Source organism: Streptomyces sp. Da 82-17 (assembly GCF_046098215.1).
Taxonomy (GTDB): Bacteria; Actinomycetota; Actinomycetes; order Streptomycetales; family Streptomycetaceae; genus Streptomyces.
Genome location: NZ_JBJURH010000004.1, coordinates 166,585 through 179,752, shown reverse-complemented (window position 1 = coordinate 179,752; position 13,168 = coordinate 166,585). Strand labels below are relative to the sequence as shown.

Genomic DNA, 13,168 nt, shown 5'->3' with positions numbered 1-13,168 from the left:
AAAGCAAGGTGAAGGCCGACCGGGCGCTCGCCCACATCGCACCGGCCTCGACACCGAGCCCGCCGAGCCGGAGGCCCCCCCGCATCCGAGCCCGAACACCCCGCGCCGCCGGCGACCCGCACGAGGCCGCCCCCCGGTCGCCGCATCAAGTGAACGAAAAATCCCAGGTCAGACAACATCTGACCTGGGATTTCGCAGAGCCCCCACAGCGTGGTGCCGGACGACGCCGCAGAACCCCGTTTCCCCAGGCCAGAGAGCCATGGCCCCCGCTCTGCGTGCCGCGCAATCCATCCCGTGCCGCCTGGCCCGCTCCCGCAGCGCTCACGCAACTCGCCACCAGGCACGTCGGCGGGGTTACTGACCCCGCAGGCCCCTTGGACTCCAACATCAAGCGACACCATGAGGAGCAAGAGCTTCGAGGTCATGGGCAATCACATCCCAGATGGCTACTCACTCGATCAGGACCACTTACGGCCTGCCTCCCTGGTCTGTGTATCTGGTTCGCGCGGCTCGACTGCTCGCCGGCAGGGTGCAGTTATGGATCAAGCAGAGGTGTTGCTCATCGGAGGGCGCGCCGGCGTCGGCAAGAGGACGGCGGGGTAGGAGGTCTCGGCTCGTTTGCGTGGTGCGACGTTTGCCACTGCGTGATCGAAGGCGACTTCATGGGCCAGGCCCATCTCGCCCCGGAGAGAGACCCGCGCCGCAGGAAGATCGCCGAGCGCAATCTGACGGCGCTCTGTCGAACTATGCCGAGCTCGGATACCGCCGCCTGATCTACACGCACACGGTGAGCGTCCTGGCCGACCGGGCTCGGAATTGGAGCAGGAGTTGGAGGGCAGCGCCCGCAAAGCACGGATTCTGGATGAGCAAATGCCCCCGGACACGGTGCCGGTGGCGACCGACGGACGGACCGTGGTCGACATAGCGCGCGAGGTCGTGAGCGCCACCGGATGGCTGGCGAGCGCCTCCGGGCGCGTGATCTCCAAGCCGACCAGGACGGGCTGGTGGGTCCGGTTCCCAGCTAAGTGCCGTACGGGCTCTACGAGCCGGTGCAGCAGCACTTGGACGCCGCTTTGCGGTAGCACTCTCGCTCTGCCCTGGTGGCGCACCGGCCCCGTTCGGAGCGTCGGCCACTCAGCGGTCGAACGTGTCGATGTGCTGCTGAAACACTTGAGCCAGATCCTCGGCTGTGCCGTGAGGGGGAACCTCCCAGGGAGTCTCCTCCCCAAGATCCATGGCAATCTCCGTCGTGAACTGGACCAGATCGGGGGCGGGGGCGTACGAGTCCCGCAGCCAGACAGCGAACCGCGCGGCTTCGCCCGCGGAGGCGTCCATCACCAGGACCGATCCCATCTCCGGGTAGGGAGTGGTCGCCAACCCTCTGAGCCACACCCCTTCACTGAGCGAAACCTCAAAGGTCAGCGCATCGATCGATCGAGGGCCGAGGTGGCCCTTGAGCTTTGTGAAAGCTCCAGGGAATCCCTCGTTGATTCGATCAGCGAAGTGGTCGAGACGGAGCTGCCAGGCTGTGGGGTTGTCCACTGGCGGGGCGAAGCTGAAGGTGGTCCGGCGTGCGTTGTTCTGCGTCATGGTGTCTCGGTTCACTCCTACGGCACGTAGCGTGCGGTGCCCTCTACGCCGCTCATGGCCATCATGCTCTGCCAGTAGGGGGCGGCTTCCTCGTCATTGGTGATGATCTCGAAACCGCGGATCTCGTCGTTTCGCGGATCGGACAGCGCCGCCTGGTACCGGTCCATCTCCTCCGAACGCAACCAGCTTCGCTGACCGAGTAGCGCGGCCCTCCGGGCACAAGGCACCGAGGTCAGCGCGGCTTCCGTTTGGGCGGGACCGGGCCCGGAATCACGTCGAGGCCCATGTGCTCCTTGAACAGATGGACCAGGTTCGCTCCGTTGAGGAGTTCAAGACGTCCGTGCTCGTTGGCGAAAGCCTCGCTGGCCCGCCCGAACCAGGATGTCGTCACGAGAATGCCCTTGGCTGCGCGCTTGTGCTCCACGACACCCGCGAGGGCCGACACCGTTTCGAACGGCACGACGTTCTTGGTGCGTTTGGCCTGGATGACGCACAGCCCCTTCATCACTGGGTCGGTGTTCATCGCCACCGCATCCACTCCCTCGTCCTTCGAGGGTTGGGTGTTCACACTGTCCAACCCGATGGCCTCGAACAGCTGCCGGATGAGGTGCTCGAACTCCGTGGGCGTCAGGTCCATCAGTACGGGCCGGCTGTCGAGTCCTGCCACGACGTCCAAGCTGTCCATGAGCCGGAACTTGCTCAGGTCGAACGTGACCAGCGGCCGCACCGGCTCCAGTTCGTACGGGTTGGGAGAGATCAGGGACCGCAGCCGCTTCAGGCAGGCCCGCGGATCAACCTGCGTCAGGACCAGCTGCTCGAATTCCTCCCGGCTCGTCTGCAGCGTGATCAGACAGGGGTGCACCTCACGCCCGGTGGCGCGATCGATGGTGGTCACATGCCCGTTGAGGGCGACGGACTGAACGGCGCCTTCAGTGTCGGCGGCGAACAACTCGTGCACGGTTCGCAGGGCAGTCTGAGCCAGGACCGAGGCGTACAGCTCCTTGCGCTCCTTGTCCGGGCGCGGCACGGGGTTGATCTCGTCCCGGGACTTCACGTAGCGGTACGAGCGTGCCGCAGGGACGACATCCTCAAGAGGGAGATCGATCTCGATGAGCAGATCGCCGGTGTCTGCCTGATACGAGACACGGTGCGCCTTGGGGAATCCGTGCGGGTACTTTGACGCGGCCAGGGCCTGGTCGATGAACCACTCGACGGCCTCGATGTCCCGCTCGCGGTAGGCCGCTCGGCGTTCTTCCAAGCGGGCGTTCCATTCCTCGACCCTGTCGGACTCTTGCTGGTTCTTCTCGTCGTGACGGGCCCGGAGCTTGTTCAGCTTCTCTACGCGCTTCGCCTCGTCCCATGCGTGATTACGCAGCGCCTCGTCGAAGCGCTTCCGGGCTGCTTCCACTTCAGCGTCGTATCCCTTACGACCGAACCCGAGGGCCCCGAGGAGTCCTCGCGGCTCTTCCGGTTCGTACTCCTCCCAGCGCGGCTGCGGGACGGGCTTTGTACGGCCCTTCGGCGGAGTGAACGCCTTGGGGGTGAACTGCTGCCTGAGCCGGTCGAAGGTCAGCGGCGAACCGTCGACAACCGCTGTCTTCAGGAGAGTTGAGAGGTCTTCGATGTCGCTCTCGACCACGTAAGTGCGGTTGACAGCTTCTTGCGCCCGCCCCGCTTCATACGCCTGCTTCTCCTCGCGAGCCTTGCGCTTGGCCTCAGCCTCAGCAGCCTTGCGTGCCCTCTCCTGCTCCTTGGCCTGCCGGGCAAGTTCCCTGGCATAGGGATCGTTTCGGCCCGCTCCGCTCCTGCTCGTCACTGCGCCCCCAGGTCAGTGCATGATCATTCGGTTGATCCCCGCAGTATGTACGTACCCATATGCCAGCGTCACGAGCTCTGAAAGTCTGGCGGAGATCGTTCGGCTACGTCCCCGGGAAGTTGTGACAATGCGCAGTGCGGAGCCCTCTACGCCCAATCACCCTGCGGAACTTGAGGGTGATACTCCCTGCGAGGCGAACCTCCCCCTGCTGCGGACCGAGCGGAAGGGCGGCCGTTGTCCGAAGCCGCCCGGCCTAGCTCAGCAGAGGCCTGTCAGAGGCTTGCACCCCGCTGGCGGGGCTCCCAGCCCGGGGCAGGTGGCGTGGAAGGGCCGCAACACCCTCGCGAAGGACGCCATGCGCCGCATGGGAGACGCCTTCATTCCGGGCCCGCAGCGGCCGACTGAGACCACAACTGAGACCGGCGGCACCCGGGCCGCGCGCGCTCGCCGTCGGCGCCGCATCAAGTGAACGAAAAATCCCAGGTCAGACAAGGTCTGACCTGGGATTTCGCAGAGCCCCCTGTCGGATTCGAACCGACGACCTACGCATTACAAGCTCAAGATCGAAGCTGACAAGGGGGTTCAGGGCATGCCGTCCGATGACAGTACGTGCAGGTGAGAGGCCTGCCGGGGTTCATCTCGTGTTAGCTCGTGCCAACCGTTCCGGGGCAGTGCGGGCGCGCAATGGGCACGCATCGGGCACGCTTCACGGGCCGGTCTAGCTGCGAGGATGCCAGTTCGCGCGCTACGGAAGCCCAGAACGGTGCAGGGCCGCGCAGTAGGCACTGCGCGGCCCTTGCCGTACCCAAGAGTTCGCATATCTCAGCCCTCGCCCTCGGTCGCAGCACTGCCGGTCACGCGTCATCAGGAACGAATTCCCGCGGGGTGACGCACCGGCTCGCGGCGCTCCCGTCCCAACGCTGGACCCACAGCCCGGCGCCAACGGTGTGGGTCAGGTATTCGGTCAGCTCGTCGCAAGCTTGCTTGGACATGTGGTCATCGCGAACGAGCCAGACGGCGAGGCCCGGCTGCTCGCGCATCACGCAAAGCACGTCCTCGGGGAACTCGGCAGCCGGTACCGACTCGAACCTCGCTTCGGTCGCCGGCGTCGCTCGGCCGTCGGTCGGGCCTGCGGGCAGGTCGGTCGAGCTCCACGACTGGTTGCCCTTGAAGTCGGCTGCCCGGCGAAGCCATAGACCGTGGCGGTCGATGTGGCGGTGCGTGCTGTTCAGCTCGGCGCATACCGCCTCGGTGGCGTGACCTCTCCTGACGCGTACGAGCGATCTGCCGGGTTCCTCGATGACGTGGGTTACACGACCGGCGGGCAGGTGGGCGTCCGCCGCGACCGTGTACTCGATTCCGACTACGTCATACCTCGACACCACTACCCCCAGCGAACCCACAGATCGCCAATCAGTTCGAATGTTTGAACGACTGCTAGATGGTAGTTGTTCCCGCCGGGGTGCGCCGATCGAGATTTCAGGGAGTGTCTCCGCGTCGCGCCCGAGTTCCCCAACTTTCGATAATTGCCCGGATTTTGGCCCTATCATCCGGGTCTAGCTCGCGGTAGGCGTGGACCATGGTGCGCGTCTCGCGATCGTCGGCCCATACCGTGTCGATGCCGAGATACTGGCGACCCGCCGCCTCTTGAACAAGGCCGAGAGGGACGTCGAGGCCGGCCGCGAGGGCGCGGAGCTCCGGGAGTCGCGGCGCCTTGATCGTCTTGGTTTCGAGGTTGCCGAGAGTGGCGTGATTCCACAGCGGCCCAGCGTCGGGGTCCTCCGGGTCTACGCAACGTTCAGCGAGAGCCCGGAGCGACAGGCGGAGTTCCGCGCGACGGTTGCGCACAAGGTCGCGTAGCTCCGTCCACTCGTTCATGACGGTCTCCCTCTCGGGGCACTGGGGACCGGGGGCGCACCCCGCGGCCGACGTGACGATACGGCGCGACCACCTGGCCGCGTATGACTTCCTTTACACATTGTCCAGGTTTTCATCCGCCCTTGACCACATGACCTGAGCCTTTTGGCTTGATCATGATGCACTGTAAAAGAACGTAGACATATGCCTGTGGCTCGTGCGAGGCTCCCTGTCCAAGTTCTTTGACAGCATGGCAAGGAGTTCTGACGTGATCGATGCAGGCCATACGCACCGCTATCGCCTGATTGATCCCCTTCTGCTGCGGCGCCTCATGGCCCGGACGGGCACCGGCTCGGGCATCAGCGTCCGCCAGCTCGCCGCCGCAACTGGCGTGTCTCACGGCACGATCGACAACCTGATTCAGGGTCGGATCAAGACAGCCCGGCACGACGTCGCCCACAAGATCGCCGAGACGATCGGCGTTGACTTGCTGATCCTGTGGGCACCCACCGGCCGAGTCACCTCACACGGCAAGCAGAGCGAGAGCGCACCGCGTCTCAAGGTGGCGTCATGACCGCCGAGACGGTACGGCCGGCGTCCGTGACGCCCACAGGTGTCGTCGTCGCTCCGCCGGGCCTGGAGCGTGAGCAGTGGCTCACCGTGCGCCGTACGGGAGTTGGCGGCTCCGAAGTCGCCGCCGTGCTCGGCATGAGCCGGTACACCTCGGCGTACGAGGTGTACCTCGACAAGCGGGGCGAGCTGCCGCTCGACCGGCCGCAGTCGCCCGAGCTCGCCGAGGCCGCGTTCTGGGGCCTCGCACACGAGCCGACGATTGCCTCGGTGTTCGCAGACCATACGGGCCTCGGCGTGGTCGAGGGGCCGGGAACCGTCGCGCACGTCGAGCGCCGGTGGATGCTCGCCAACGTCGACCGGTACGTGATCGAGGCGGGCGAGGCGGCGCCGTCGAGTCTGCTGGAGATCAAGACCCGCAGCGCTTTTCAGCTCGACGAGTGGCTCGGCGGCGTGCCGGACGGGCCGGCGCTGCAAACGCACTGGTACCTCGCGGTGACCGGCTACACGCACGCGCACGTCGCCGCGCTGCTCGGCGGTAACCGGCTCGTCGTGCACCGGGTCGAGCGCGACGAGCAGCTCGCCGGGCATCTCGTCGCCCTGGTCGGCGAGTTCTGGCAGGGCGTGCTCGACGGCACCCCGCCGCCGATCGACGGCTCACCGGCGACCGAGGAACTGCTCGGTCACCTCTACGACGTGCAGGCCGGCGCCGAGACGGTCGCCGACCCGGCCGAGGTGCTGCCGCTGCTGGAGCGCCGCCGCGAGCTCAAGGCCCGCGAGCAGCGCACCGCCGACGAGCTGCGCGAGGTCGACAACCAGCTGAAGGCGACCGCCGGCGAGGCCGAGGTCGTCAAGGCGCAGGGCCAAGTCGCCTACACCTACCGGCAGAACGGCCCGCTCGCGGCGAAGCGGTTCGCTGCCGCGCACCCGGACCTCGCCGCCGCCTACACGCACCGCGTCGACGCGCTCGATACGAAGCGCCTCGCCGCCGAGCACCCCGCCGAGTTCCGGGCCCACCGCGCCCGACGCCTCGTCGTGCCGGCCTCGAAGGAGAACGCCGCAGCGTGAGCACCAACCTTGCCGAGCGGGTCGCCAGCAAGCGCGCCGCCCGGAATCACAGCCCTGCCGTGCCCGACGGCCGGCCGGCGAAGCCGGCGAGCCTCGTGCAGTACGTGGAGGTGCTGCGCCCGCAGATCGAGCGGGCGCTGCCCGAGCACGTCGGCGCGGACCGGATCGCCCGTATCGCGTTGACCGAGCTGCGGCGTGTCGAGCACCTGGCCGAGAGCACCCCCGAGTCGTTCGCCGGGGCGCTGATGACGTGCGCCGCGCTCGGCCTTGAGCCCGGCGGTGTCTCCGGCGAGGCATACCTGCTGCCGTTCTGGAACAAGAAGATCCGGGCGTACGAGGTGCAGCTCGTAGTCGGCTATCAGGGCATGATCCGCCTGTTCTGGCAGCACCCCCTCGCCGCCGGTCTCGACACGCACACCGTGCACGAGGGCGACGATTTCGACTACGAGTACGGCCTTACCCCCGTGCTGCGGCACCGGCCCGCGCTCACCAACCGGGGTGCGGTGACCGGGTATTACGCAGTCGCGCGGCTCACGAACGGCGGCTCTGCGTTCGTGGTGCTGTCCGTCGAGGACGTCGAGGCGATCCGCAAGCGCAGCAAGGCCAAAGACTTCGGGCCGTGGTCGACGGACTACGACGCCATGGCGCGCAAGACGTGCATACGCCAACTCTTCAAGCTGCTGCCCAAGTCCGCCGAACTCGCCCGCGCGGTCGCACACGACGGGACCGTACGGCGCGATACGACGCCCGACGGGCTCGACGTGCCCGGCGAGTACCTCGAGGGCGAGGTCGTCGAGCCACAGCGGCTCGAGGACGTCCGACCAGAGAGCGGGGAGGACGTACCCGCGCAGTTCGCCGGTCGGCCCGAGGTCGCCGCGCAGTGAACCGCCGGCCGGTCATCAACTACCGGTGTCGGCATTGGGGCGGGCCGAGGCACCGCTACTGCGGTGCCTCGGGTGCCCGCCGCTTCGTCATCGGCTACCGCTGCCCCCTCCACACCCCCTCGGCCCTCGCCGGCCGCCCCGAACCTCACCTCCCCGCGCCCAGGAAGGAGCCGGCCCCGTGACGTGGTTCAAGATCGACGACAGCGCGCACATGCACCCGAAGGTGATCGCCGCGGGCAATGCGGCGTTGGGTCTGTGGCTGCGCTGCGGCGCGTACTGCGCGCAGCACCTCACCGAGGGCGCCGTGCCTGCGGCGGTCGCGAAGCAGTACGGGACCGGCCCGCAGGCCGCGAAGTTGGTCAAGGTCGGGTTGTGGCACGAGCACGGGCACACCTGCCCGCGCTGCCCGCAGCCATCGGTCGGCGACTACGTCGTGCACGACTTCTTCGAGGGCGGCAGGAACGCCACCCGAGCGCAGGTCGAGGCGACCCGCCGGGCTGCCGCGGAGCGCAAGGCCAAGAGCCGCAGCGGCGAAAAGCGGGTGGGAATCGGCGACGATTCGAGCGCGGATCGTGCGCGAAACGAGCACGGACCGGAACCGGATCGCGGGCGGAACGCACCCCCGTTTCCGGAAGGTTCCGCAGGTCAGGCAGGAGTGTCACAGCGTGACGCTGTGGACGGTGTCACAGGCCCCCTAACCAACACCAAGCCACACCCCTCTACTTCCTTCGGAAGTAGAGGGAAACAAGCTAGCCCGGAGCACCCCGCCGGCGAGCCGCCGATCGCCGAGCCCGTACGGCCGTTGGTCGACGCCATGAGCGCCGCCGGAATGGTCGTCGCCTGGCAGCTCGCCCCGGGCGAGTGGGTGCTGCTGCAAGCCCTGATCGAACGCTGCAGCGTGGCTGTGCTCGTCGACCACGCCGGCGCCGCGTGGCAGGCCGCCCGTACCCGCCCACGGTCCGCGCGCTACTTCCTGGCCGGCTGGCGCTCCCTGCCTGCCATGCCGTCCGTCGCGCCAAGTACCGGCCGCGGGCCCAACGTCGTTGCCCTGCACGGCACTCGGCCCTCCACCACCGATCAGCGCGTACGCGAAGGGCTCGACCTCGCCGCGCGTCTTCGCGAACAGGAGCAAGCACAGTGACCCCCGCCGAAGCCGCCGAACTCCTCGCGCACTGCGCCGCGTTCGACCGCCGCACCATCGGCGAGGCCGACGCCCGCGCATGGTCCCGCGCCCTGCACGACGTCCCCCTCGACGACGACACCCGAGGCGCCGTCGCCGAGCACTACGCCCACACCGACCAGTGGATCACCGTCGCCCAGATACGGCACCTGCGCGCCCGCATCCGTACCGGCCGCATCGACGCAGCCCACCCGGTCTACGACGGCCAACCCGGCGAGACCGGCGAGCAGTTCATCGCCCGGCGCCGCGCACAGATCACCGCCGCCGCCGAGGGCGCCCTGCCCGAACGCACCATCACGCAGGCAATCGGCGCCGGGTCCGAGGCGAAGCTGCTCGCCCTTGCCGGCGCCGTCGGCCGCTCCGTCGACGGCGAGGAACCGGCCCCGTACGTCGACGAGAAGACCCGCACCGCGATGCGCTCGCACCTGCCGGGCAACCGGGCCGCGCTCGTCGAGCTTGACGTCGACTGCCCCAACTGCCGTGCCGCCCAACGCCGCTTGTGCAGGTCCTCGCGCGGGCGCGAACTGCGCGGCACCGTGCACGGCCAGCGCCGCGACGCCTACGCCGTACGGCACGCGCAGTGCCCCGAGTGCGGCGCCCCGCCGAGCCACGCGTGCACCACGCCCGAGCCGCACCCGGCCCGCGTCCGCGCCGCGACCGCTGACCGGCCCATGCCCAACCGCCGCCAGCTCGACCGCCTCATGCGCACCCCGCCCACACCGCGCGAGAACCGAGCCCGCCACACCACCGGAGGACAGCACCGATGACCACCCCGGCCGCGGTCCGCGCCACGATCGCCGCCCACCTCACCGACGCACTCGACGTCTCCCCGCACCTCGCCACCCTCACCGCCGCCGAGCTCGCCGACCGCCTCGCCATCGAGGGATGGGAAATCACCAGCACCGCACGCGCGCGACCGGTCGCGCCTCGCGCGCGGGAGCCGCGCGCTCGGCGCCTCGCCGCCCGGCTGCTCCGCCGTCGTGTCCACGGGAAGGGGGCGCAGGCGCGATGACCGTCGACCCGGTGCTCGTCCTGGTCGCGCTGCTCGCCGCCGTCGCGGTCGTGGCGCTCGGCCGGTACGCCAGCCGGCGGCCGCCCGGCCCGCTGTGCCGACCGGCCCCGTCCACCACGCGCAGCGTCTGCCCGGCGCGCTGCCCCGCCTGTACCGCACTCACGAGGAAAGGCCACGACCGATGAACCGCCGCACCACCCGCGCCGCCGACTCCCGGCGCGGCCGGATAGCCGCACGCGAGGCCGAGCGGGACGCCCGCCGTGCCCGCTTCCGGGCGCTGCTCGCCCGCGCCGACCGGGGCATGCTCACGCCGGAGGAATCGGCCCAACTGCGCGGTGACGTCGAGGCCGAGGTCACCGAGAACGACACCTTCCGGCGCAGCGCCGGCGGACAGCAGGCCGCGGCCATGCGGCTGCACAAGCGGGTCGAGGCCGCCGAGCAGGCGATCGTCGAGGCCGAGGACGAACGGGACCGGCACGCCGAGACCGTGACTGAACTCGCCGAGCGCCTCGCCGCCGCCGAGCGCCTCGCGCAGGCCCTCGGCGAAGCACTGCCGGGCGAGGAGCGGCAGCACGCCGACGCGATCCGGCGCCTGTGCGCGGGCGAGGTCGCACCCGCGCAGGCCCTTGCCTGCACCGCCCGCTGACCACCATCACGAGGGGAGCACCAGACCTTGAGCACGTACGCCATAGCGCGCCACGAAACCGCCGAATCCCTCGGCACAGTCCGGGAGTTGTGGGGCGAGCTGCTGCTCGCGATCGAGACCCCGCCGCCGGCCGAGACGTGGCCGCCGCGCGAGACTGGGTCGTTCCTGCACACCGGCAGCACCGGCGACGAGCCGCTCGTCGTCGCCGACCGGGCGCCGCTCGTCCTGCGCGAGCACCCGGCACCGGCCAACCTCGACGCGCTCGACACCGGCCTCGCCATCGAGCGGATGCTGTACGACCTCGCCGACACCCTCGCCGCAGCCGTGCAGCACGCCGATCTCGACGACCCGCGCCGCTGGACGTTCCGCAGCCCCACCTCGCCCGGCAGCCGCGCGCACGGCCCGCACTGGGCTGCAGTCTGGATCGAGGGGCGCGTGCACGACGAAGACACCGAGCCCGAGCCGCAGCTCGACGGCACGCTGTCCGCACCGCCGTTCGATCCCTTGCCCCTGCATCTTCTGCACGAGGCGCGGCGGACGGCACGCAGCGCGGAGAACCGGCTGCTGCGCGCCCTCCGCCTTGAAGCGCGCACCACCCCACTGCCGGATCAGCCCTGCCCATACTGCGGCGGCGAACTCACCCTGCGCACTGGCCCCGAACAAGCCCCGACGGCTTGCTGCTCAACCGGGCGCGCCTGCACGGCGCCCGTACCTCTGGACGACTGCGGCCGGCGTGCTTGGGAGGGTTCCGATCTGCTCAGTCTCGTAAAATCGGTCAATGCGAGAAGCGGATCGACAGGGACTTCGTGGAGCGACACATAGATCAGCGATAGAGGCGCATTAAATCGCAAGCCTCTACCGCGCATCTATCATCTCACTTGCGCCGAATCTGATACGCGTAACCACGCCCCGCCGTTTTGGGCTTATGCTCGATTTCCCCCGCCTTGATCAGGCTTTCAAAGATCTTCTTCATCTTGCTTTCGCTGTCAATGCCCGTCATCTTACGAGCCTGCTCGTTACGAATGGAGTCATTAGATTTCAGATAGTCGACAACCTGCTGAGCCGGCGAGGCCAGGCTCTCATGCCGAACGACGACAAGAACGGCATTGTCCGTCTCGCTAATCTCCGGCGATTTAAGGTTTAGCTTCTTCATAGACTCAAACGCCGTATTGAGACCTTCGCCGACATCCTTGTTTGGCGGGTTTGGGAATCGGTTCAGGTGGCGCACCAAGTTGGGGTTCCTGCTGAGCCGCTCATCTAGAATATTGTTTACCGTGATATGGCCGGGGAGACGTCCGGGGCTTTGGATTTCGACCCTATTCTCGAAGATCCTTACGTGCACGTCATCCGTGATGGAGTAGTCCCGATGCAAGACAGCATTAGTGATGATCTCGTGGAGGGTCTCTTGTGGATACCTCACGCTCCGCAGTCCGTCCTCGTCAAGGAAAGCGGCGGAAGCCACGATTTCGATCGTCCGATCTACGGCGCCGTAGATCTGCTTGTAGAGGGGACCTTCGATCGTGACCGGATCCTCGACTAGACGATCACGAGATTGCTCCTCACTGCTATAGCGGTAGATTTTGATCCCACAACGCTTCGGCAAACACGCCTGCGGTTCATCAGCAAACAAGAGGGAAGCCGCCACAATAGGCTTTCCCTCCGTGATGAGGTGTTGTTTGTACAAGTAGGTTTCAGGCTCCGCCACGGGAATGGCCGTAAGGAGGTACTCGATGATCGCTTCAGAGTTCGTGACAACATCTAGACCGATCGGCAGCGTCTCAGCCTCGAAGGACTCGATTCCCTTTTGGCGACGGAGGGCTAGAATTTGCTCCTCCTTCACGACGGGAGAGTTTTGCGCCCCAAGCCGCTTATAGATCTTCCCCTCCGTCGTCTTCCTGATAACGCGGGACTTACGCGCGTTAACATGGAGGACAAACCCAACCTCCCCCTCGACGCTAAGGAACTCGCCGTCGATATCCGTCCCAAAGGGCGAGACTTCCTCCAGCACCTGCACAAGCTGATTAGCATCCTCAGGGTCCGAGAACCCATCCCACGTAAACATCCCCCCCTGCGGCGACTCAGATACCCCGACGTACAAGTCGCCACCATCCGCATTGCAGAATGCAGAGACCGCCCTAGCAATCTTCCCAGGCGCAATCCTTCGATCTTTAAAGTCGAGGAAATGACCCTCATTCTGCGCGAGTAGACGCTGCTTCTCATCCGGCGCGATAACTACCGTATCGAACACCGATCCCCCTCTTCCGGTCGATTTCAAACTAATGGAAGCATCTAAATGGCCAGACTTCACAGTTAAACTCCAACCCCAAAGGAGAAGCCTACAGTGACGCTGCGTGCAGCGTCTCGCACTTTGCGTTTCCCCTGAGAGCAAGGCCCGCCGGTGAACGCCGCACCCTGAAGCCGTCGACCATCTGCCGCGAAGCCGCAACCTCTCGCCCGTCGGCCACTTGCGCCGTTATCACTCTGTGACCTATTGTTGGGGCCGTCTCCGGCATGCCGGGAAACGCCCCACTACACGTACGCCCCG

General features: G+C 67.3%; 15 protein-coding genes and 1 pseudogene. 10 read left to right on the top strand and 6 right to left on the bottom strand.

Annotated features, from left to right (window positions below):
* Positions 1–537: 537 nt before the first annotated feature.
* Positions 538–966, top strand: a pseudogene (locus tag ACIDOF_RS08545) (hypothetical protein); the annotation flags it as partial.
* A 168-nt stretch (positions 967–1,134) separates the two neighbouring features.
* Here ACIDOF_RS08545 and ACIDOF_RS08540 read toward each other — a convergent pair.
* The 5 genes from ACIDOF_RS08540 to ACIDOF_RS08520 all read right to left on the bottom strand — a co-directional run bounded on the left by ACIDOF_RS08540 (position 1,135) and on the right by ACIDOF_RS08520 (position 5,284).
* On the bottom strand, positions 1,135–1,590 hold the full coding sequence (locus ACIDOF_RS08540) for a hypothetical protein (protein ID WP_409005367.1): 456 nt from the start codon (positions 1,588–1,590) through the stop codon (positions 1,135–1,137).
* Between the two features lie 17 nt (positions 1,591–1,607).
* The gene (locus ACIDOF_RS08535) at positions 1,608–1,757 is read right to left on the bottom strand and encodes a restriction endonuclease fold toxin-2 domain-containing protein (protein ID WP_409005121.1); all 150 of its coding nucleotides are present in this window, start codon (positions 1,755–1,757) and stop codon (positions 1,608–1,610) included.
* A 65-nt stretch (positions 1,758–1,822) separates the two neighbouring features.
* Positions 1,823–3,406, bottom strand: a complete 1,584-nt coding sequence (locus ACIDOF_RS08530; protein WP_409005120.1) for a restriction endonuclease — start codon at positions 3,404–3,406, stop codon at positions 1,823–1,825.
* Positions 3,407–4,260: 854 nt separating this feature from the next.
* Positions 4,261–4,788: a hypothetical protein gene (locus ACIDOF_RS08525; RefSeq protein WP_409005119.1), complete on the bottom strand. Its 528-nt coding sequence runs from the start codon at positions 4,786–4,788 to the stop codon at positions 4,261–4,263.
* A 97-nt stretch (positions 4,789–4,885) separates the two neighbouring features.
* Entirely contained in the window at positions 4,886–5,284 is a 399-nt protein-coding gene (locus ACIDOF_RS08520; protein WP_409005118.1) for an XRE family transcriptional regulator, read from the bottom strand.
* Between the two features lie 247 nt (positions 5,285–5,531).
* On the opposite strand from ACIDOF_RS08520, the gene ACIDOF_RS08515 reads away from it, so the two are divergent.
* The 9 genes from ACIDOF_RS08515 (at position 5,532) to ACIDOF_RS08475 (ending at position 11,445) form a co-directional block, all read left to right on the top strand.
* Positions 5,532–5,837: a helix-turn-helix domain-containing protein gene (locus ACIDOF_RS08515; protein ID WP_409005117.1), complete on the top strand. Its 306-nt coding sequence runs from the start codon at positions 5,532–5,534 to the stop codon at positions 5,835–5,837.
* Positions 5,834–6,901 carry a YqaJ viral recombinase family protein gene (locus tag ACIDOF_RS08510; RefSeq protein ID WP_409005116.1) on the top strand — a complete coding sequence of 356 codons (1,068 nt, stop codon included), beginning with the start codon at positions 5,834–5,836 and terminating at the stop codon, positions 6,899–6,901. Before ACIDOF_RS08515 ends, ACIDOF_RS08510 begins: the two co-directional genes overlap by 4 nt.
* Entirely contained in the window at positions 6,898–7,785 is an 888-nt protein-coding gene (locus ACIDOF_RS08505) for a recombinase RecT (protein ID WP_409005115.1), read from the top strand. The genes ACIDOF_RS08510 and ACIDOF_RS08505 overlap by 4 nt, the downstream gene beginning before the upstream one ends.
* Positions 7,786–7,963: 178 nt before the next feature.
* Positions 7,964–8,926 carry a mucin-2 gene (locus ACIDOF_RS08500; protein ID WP_409005114.1) on the top strand — a complete coding sequence of 321 codons (963 nt, stop codon included), beginning with the start codon at positions 7,964–7,966 and terminating at the stop codon, positions 8,924–8,926.
* On the top strand, positions 8,923–9,732 hold the full coding sequence (locus tag ACIDOF_RS08495) for a hypothetical protein (RefSeq protein ID WP_409005113.1): 810 nt from the start codon (positions 8,923–8,925) through the stop codon (positions 9,730–9,732). Before ACIDOF_RS08500 ends, ACIDOF_RS08495 begins: the two co-directional genes overlap by 4 nt.
* Positions 9,729–9,977 (top strand): hypothetical protein, encoded by a 249-nt coding sequence (locus tag ACIDOF_RS08490; RefSeq protein ID WP_409005112.1) that lies wholly within the window; start codon positions 9,729–9,731, stop codon positions 9,975–9,977. Before ACIDOF_RS08495 ends, ACIDOF_RS08490 begins: the two co-directional genes overlap by 4 nt.
* Positions 9,974–10,162 (top strand): hypothetical protein, encoded by a 189-nt coding sequence (locus ACIDOF_RS08485; RefSeq protein WP_409005111.1) that lies wholly within the window; start codon positions 9,974–9,976, stop codon positions 10,160–10,162. Before ACIDOF_RS08490 ends, ACIDOF_RS08485 begins: the two co-directional genes overlap by 4 nt.
* Positions 10,159–10,623 carry a hypothetical protein gene (locus ACIDOF_RS08480; RefSeq protein ID WP_409005110.1) on the top strand — a complete coding sequence of 155 codons (465 nt, stop codon included), beginning with the start codon at positions 10,159–10,161 and terminating at the stop codon, positions 10,621–10,623. The genes ACIDOF_RS08485 and ACIDOF_RS08480 overlap by 4 nt, the downstream gene beginning before the upstream one ends.
* 27 nt (positions 10,624–10,650) lie before the next feature.
* A complete protein-coding gene (locus ACIDOF_RS08475) occupies positions 10,651–11,445 on the top strand; it encodes a hypothetical protein (RefSeq protein WP_409005109.1) in 795 nt (264 codons plus the stop codon).
* Between the two features lie 52 nt (positions 11,446–11,497).
* On the opposite strand, the gene ACIDOF_RS08470 is transcribed toward ACIDOF_RS08475, so the two are convergent.
* Complete coding sequence (locus ACIDOF_RS08470) at positions 11,498–12,871, bottom strand: ATP-binding protein (protein WP_409005108.1); 1,374 nt, start codon at positions 12,869–12,871, stop codon at positions 11,498–11,500.
* Positions 12,872–13,168 lie beyond the last annotated feature (297 nt).

What these genes read in the sequence shown, in the direction of transcription:
- ACIDOF_RS08540 (WP_409005367.1), bottom strand. Translation starts at nt 1,590, where the DNA reads ATGACGCAGAACAACGCACGCCGGACCACCTTCAGCTTCGCCCCGCCA.
- ACIDOF_RS08485 (WP_409005111.1), top strand. Translation starts at nt 9,974, where the DNA reads ATGACCGTCGACCCGGTGCTCGTCCTGGTCGCGCTGCTCGCCGCCGTC.
- ACIDOF_RS08490 (WP_409005112.1), top strand. Translation starts at nt 9,729, where the DNA reads ATGACCACCCCGGCCGCGGTCCGCGCCACGATCGCCGCCCACCTCACC.
- ACIDOF_RS08480 (WP_409005110.1), top strand. Translation starts at nt 10,159, where the DNA reads ATGAACCGCCGCACCACCCGCGCCGCCGACTCCCGGCGCGGCCGGATA.
- ACIDOF_RS08535 (WP_409005121.1), bottom strand. Translation starts at nt 1,757, where the DNA reads ATGGACCGGTACCAGGCGGCGCTGTCCGATCCGCGAAACGACGAGATC.
- ACIDOF_RS08520 (WP_409005118.1), bottom strand. Translation starts at nt 5,284, where the DNA reads ATGAACGAGTGGACGGAGCTACGCGACCTTGTGCGCAACCGTCGCGCG.
- ACIDOF_RS08510 (WP_409005116.1), top strand. Translation starts at nt 5,834, where the DNA reads ATGACCGCCGAGACGGTACGGCCGGCGTCCGTGACGCCCACAGGTGTC.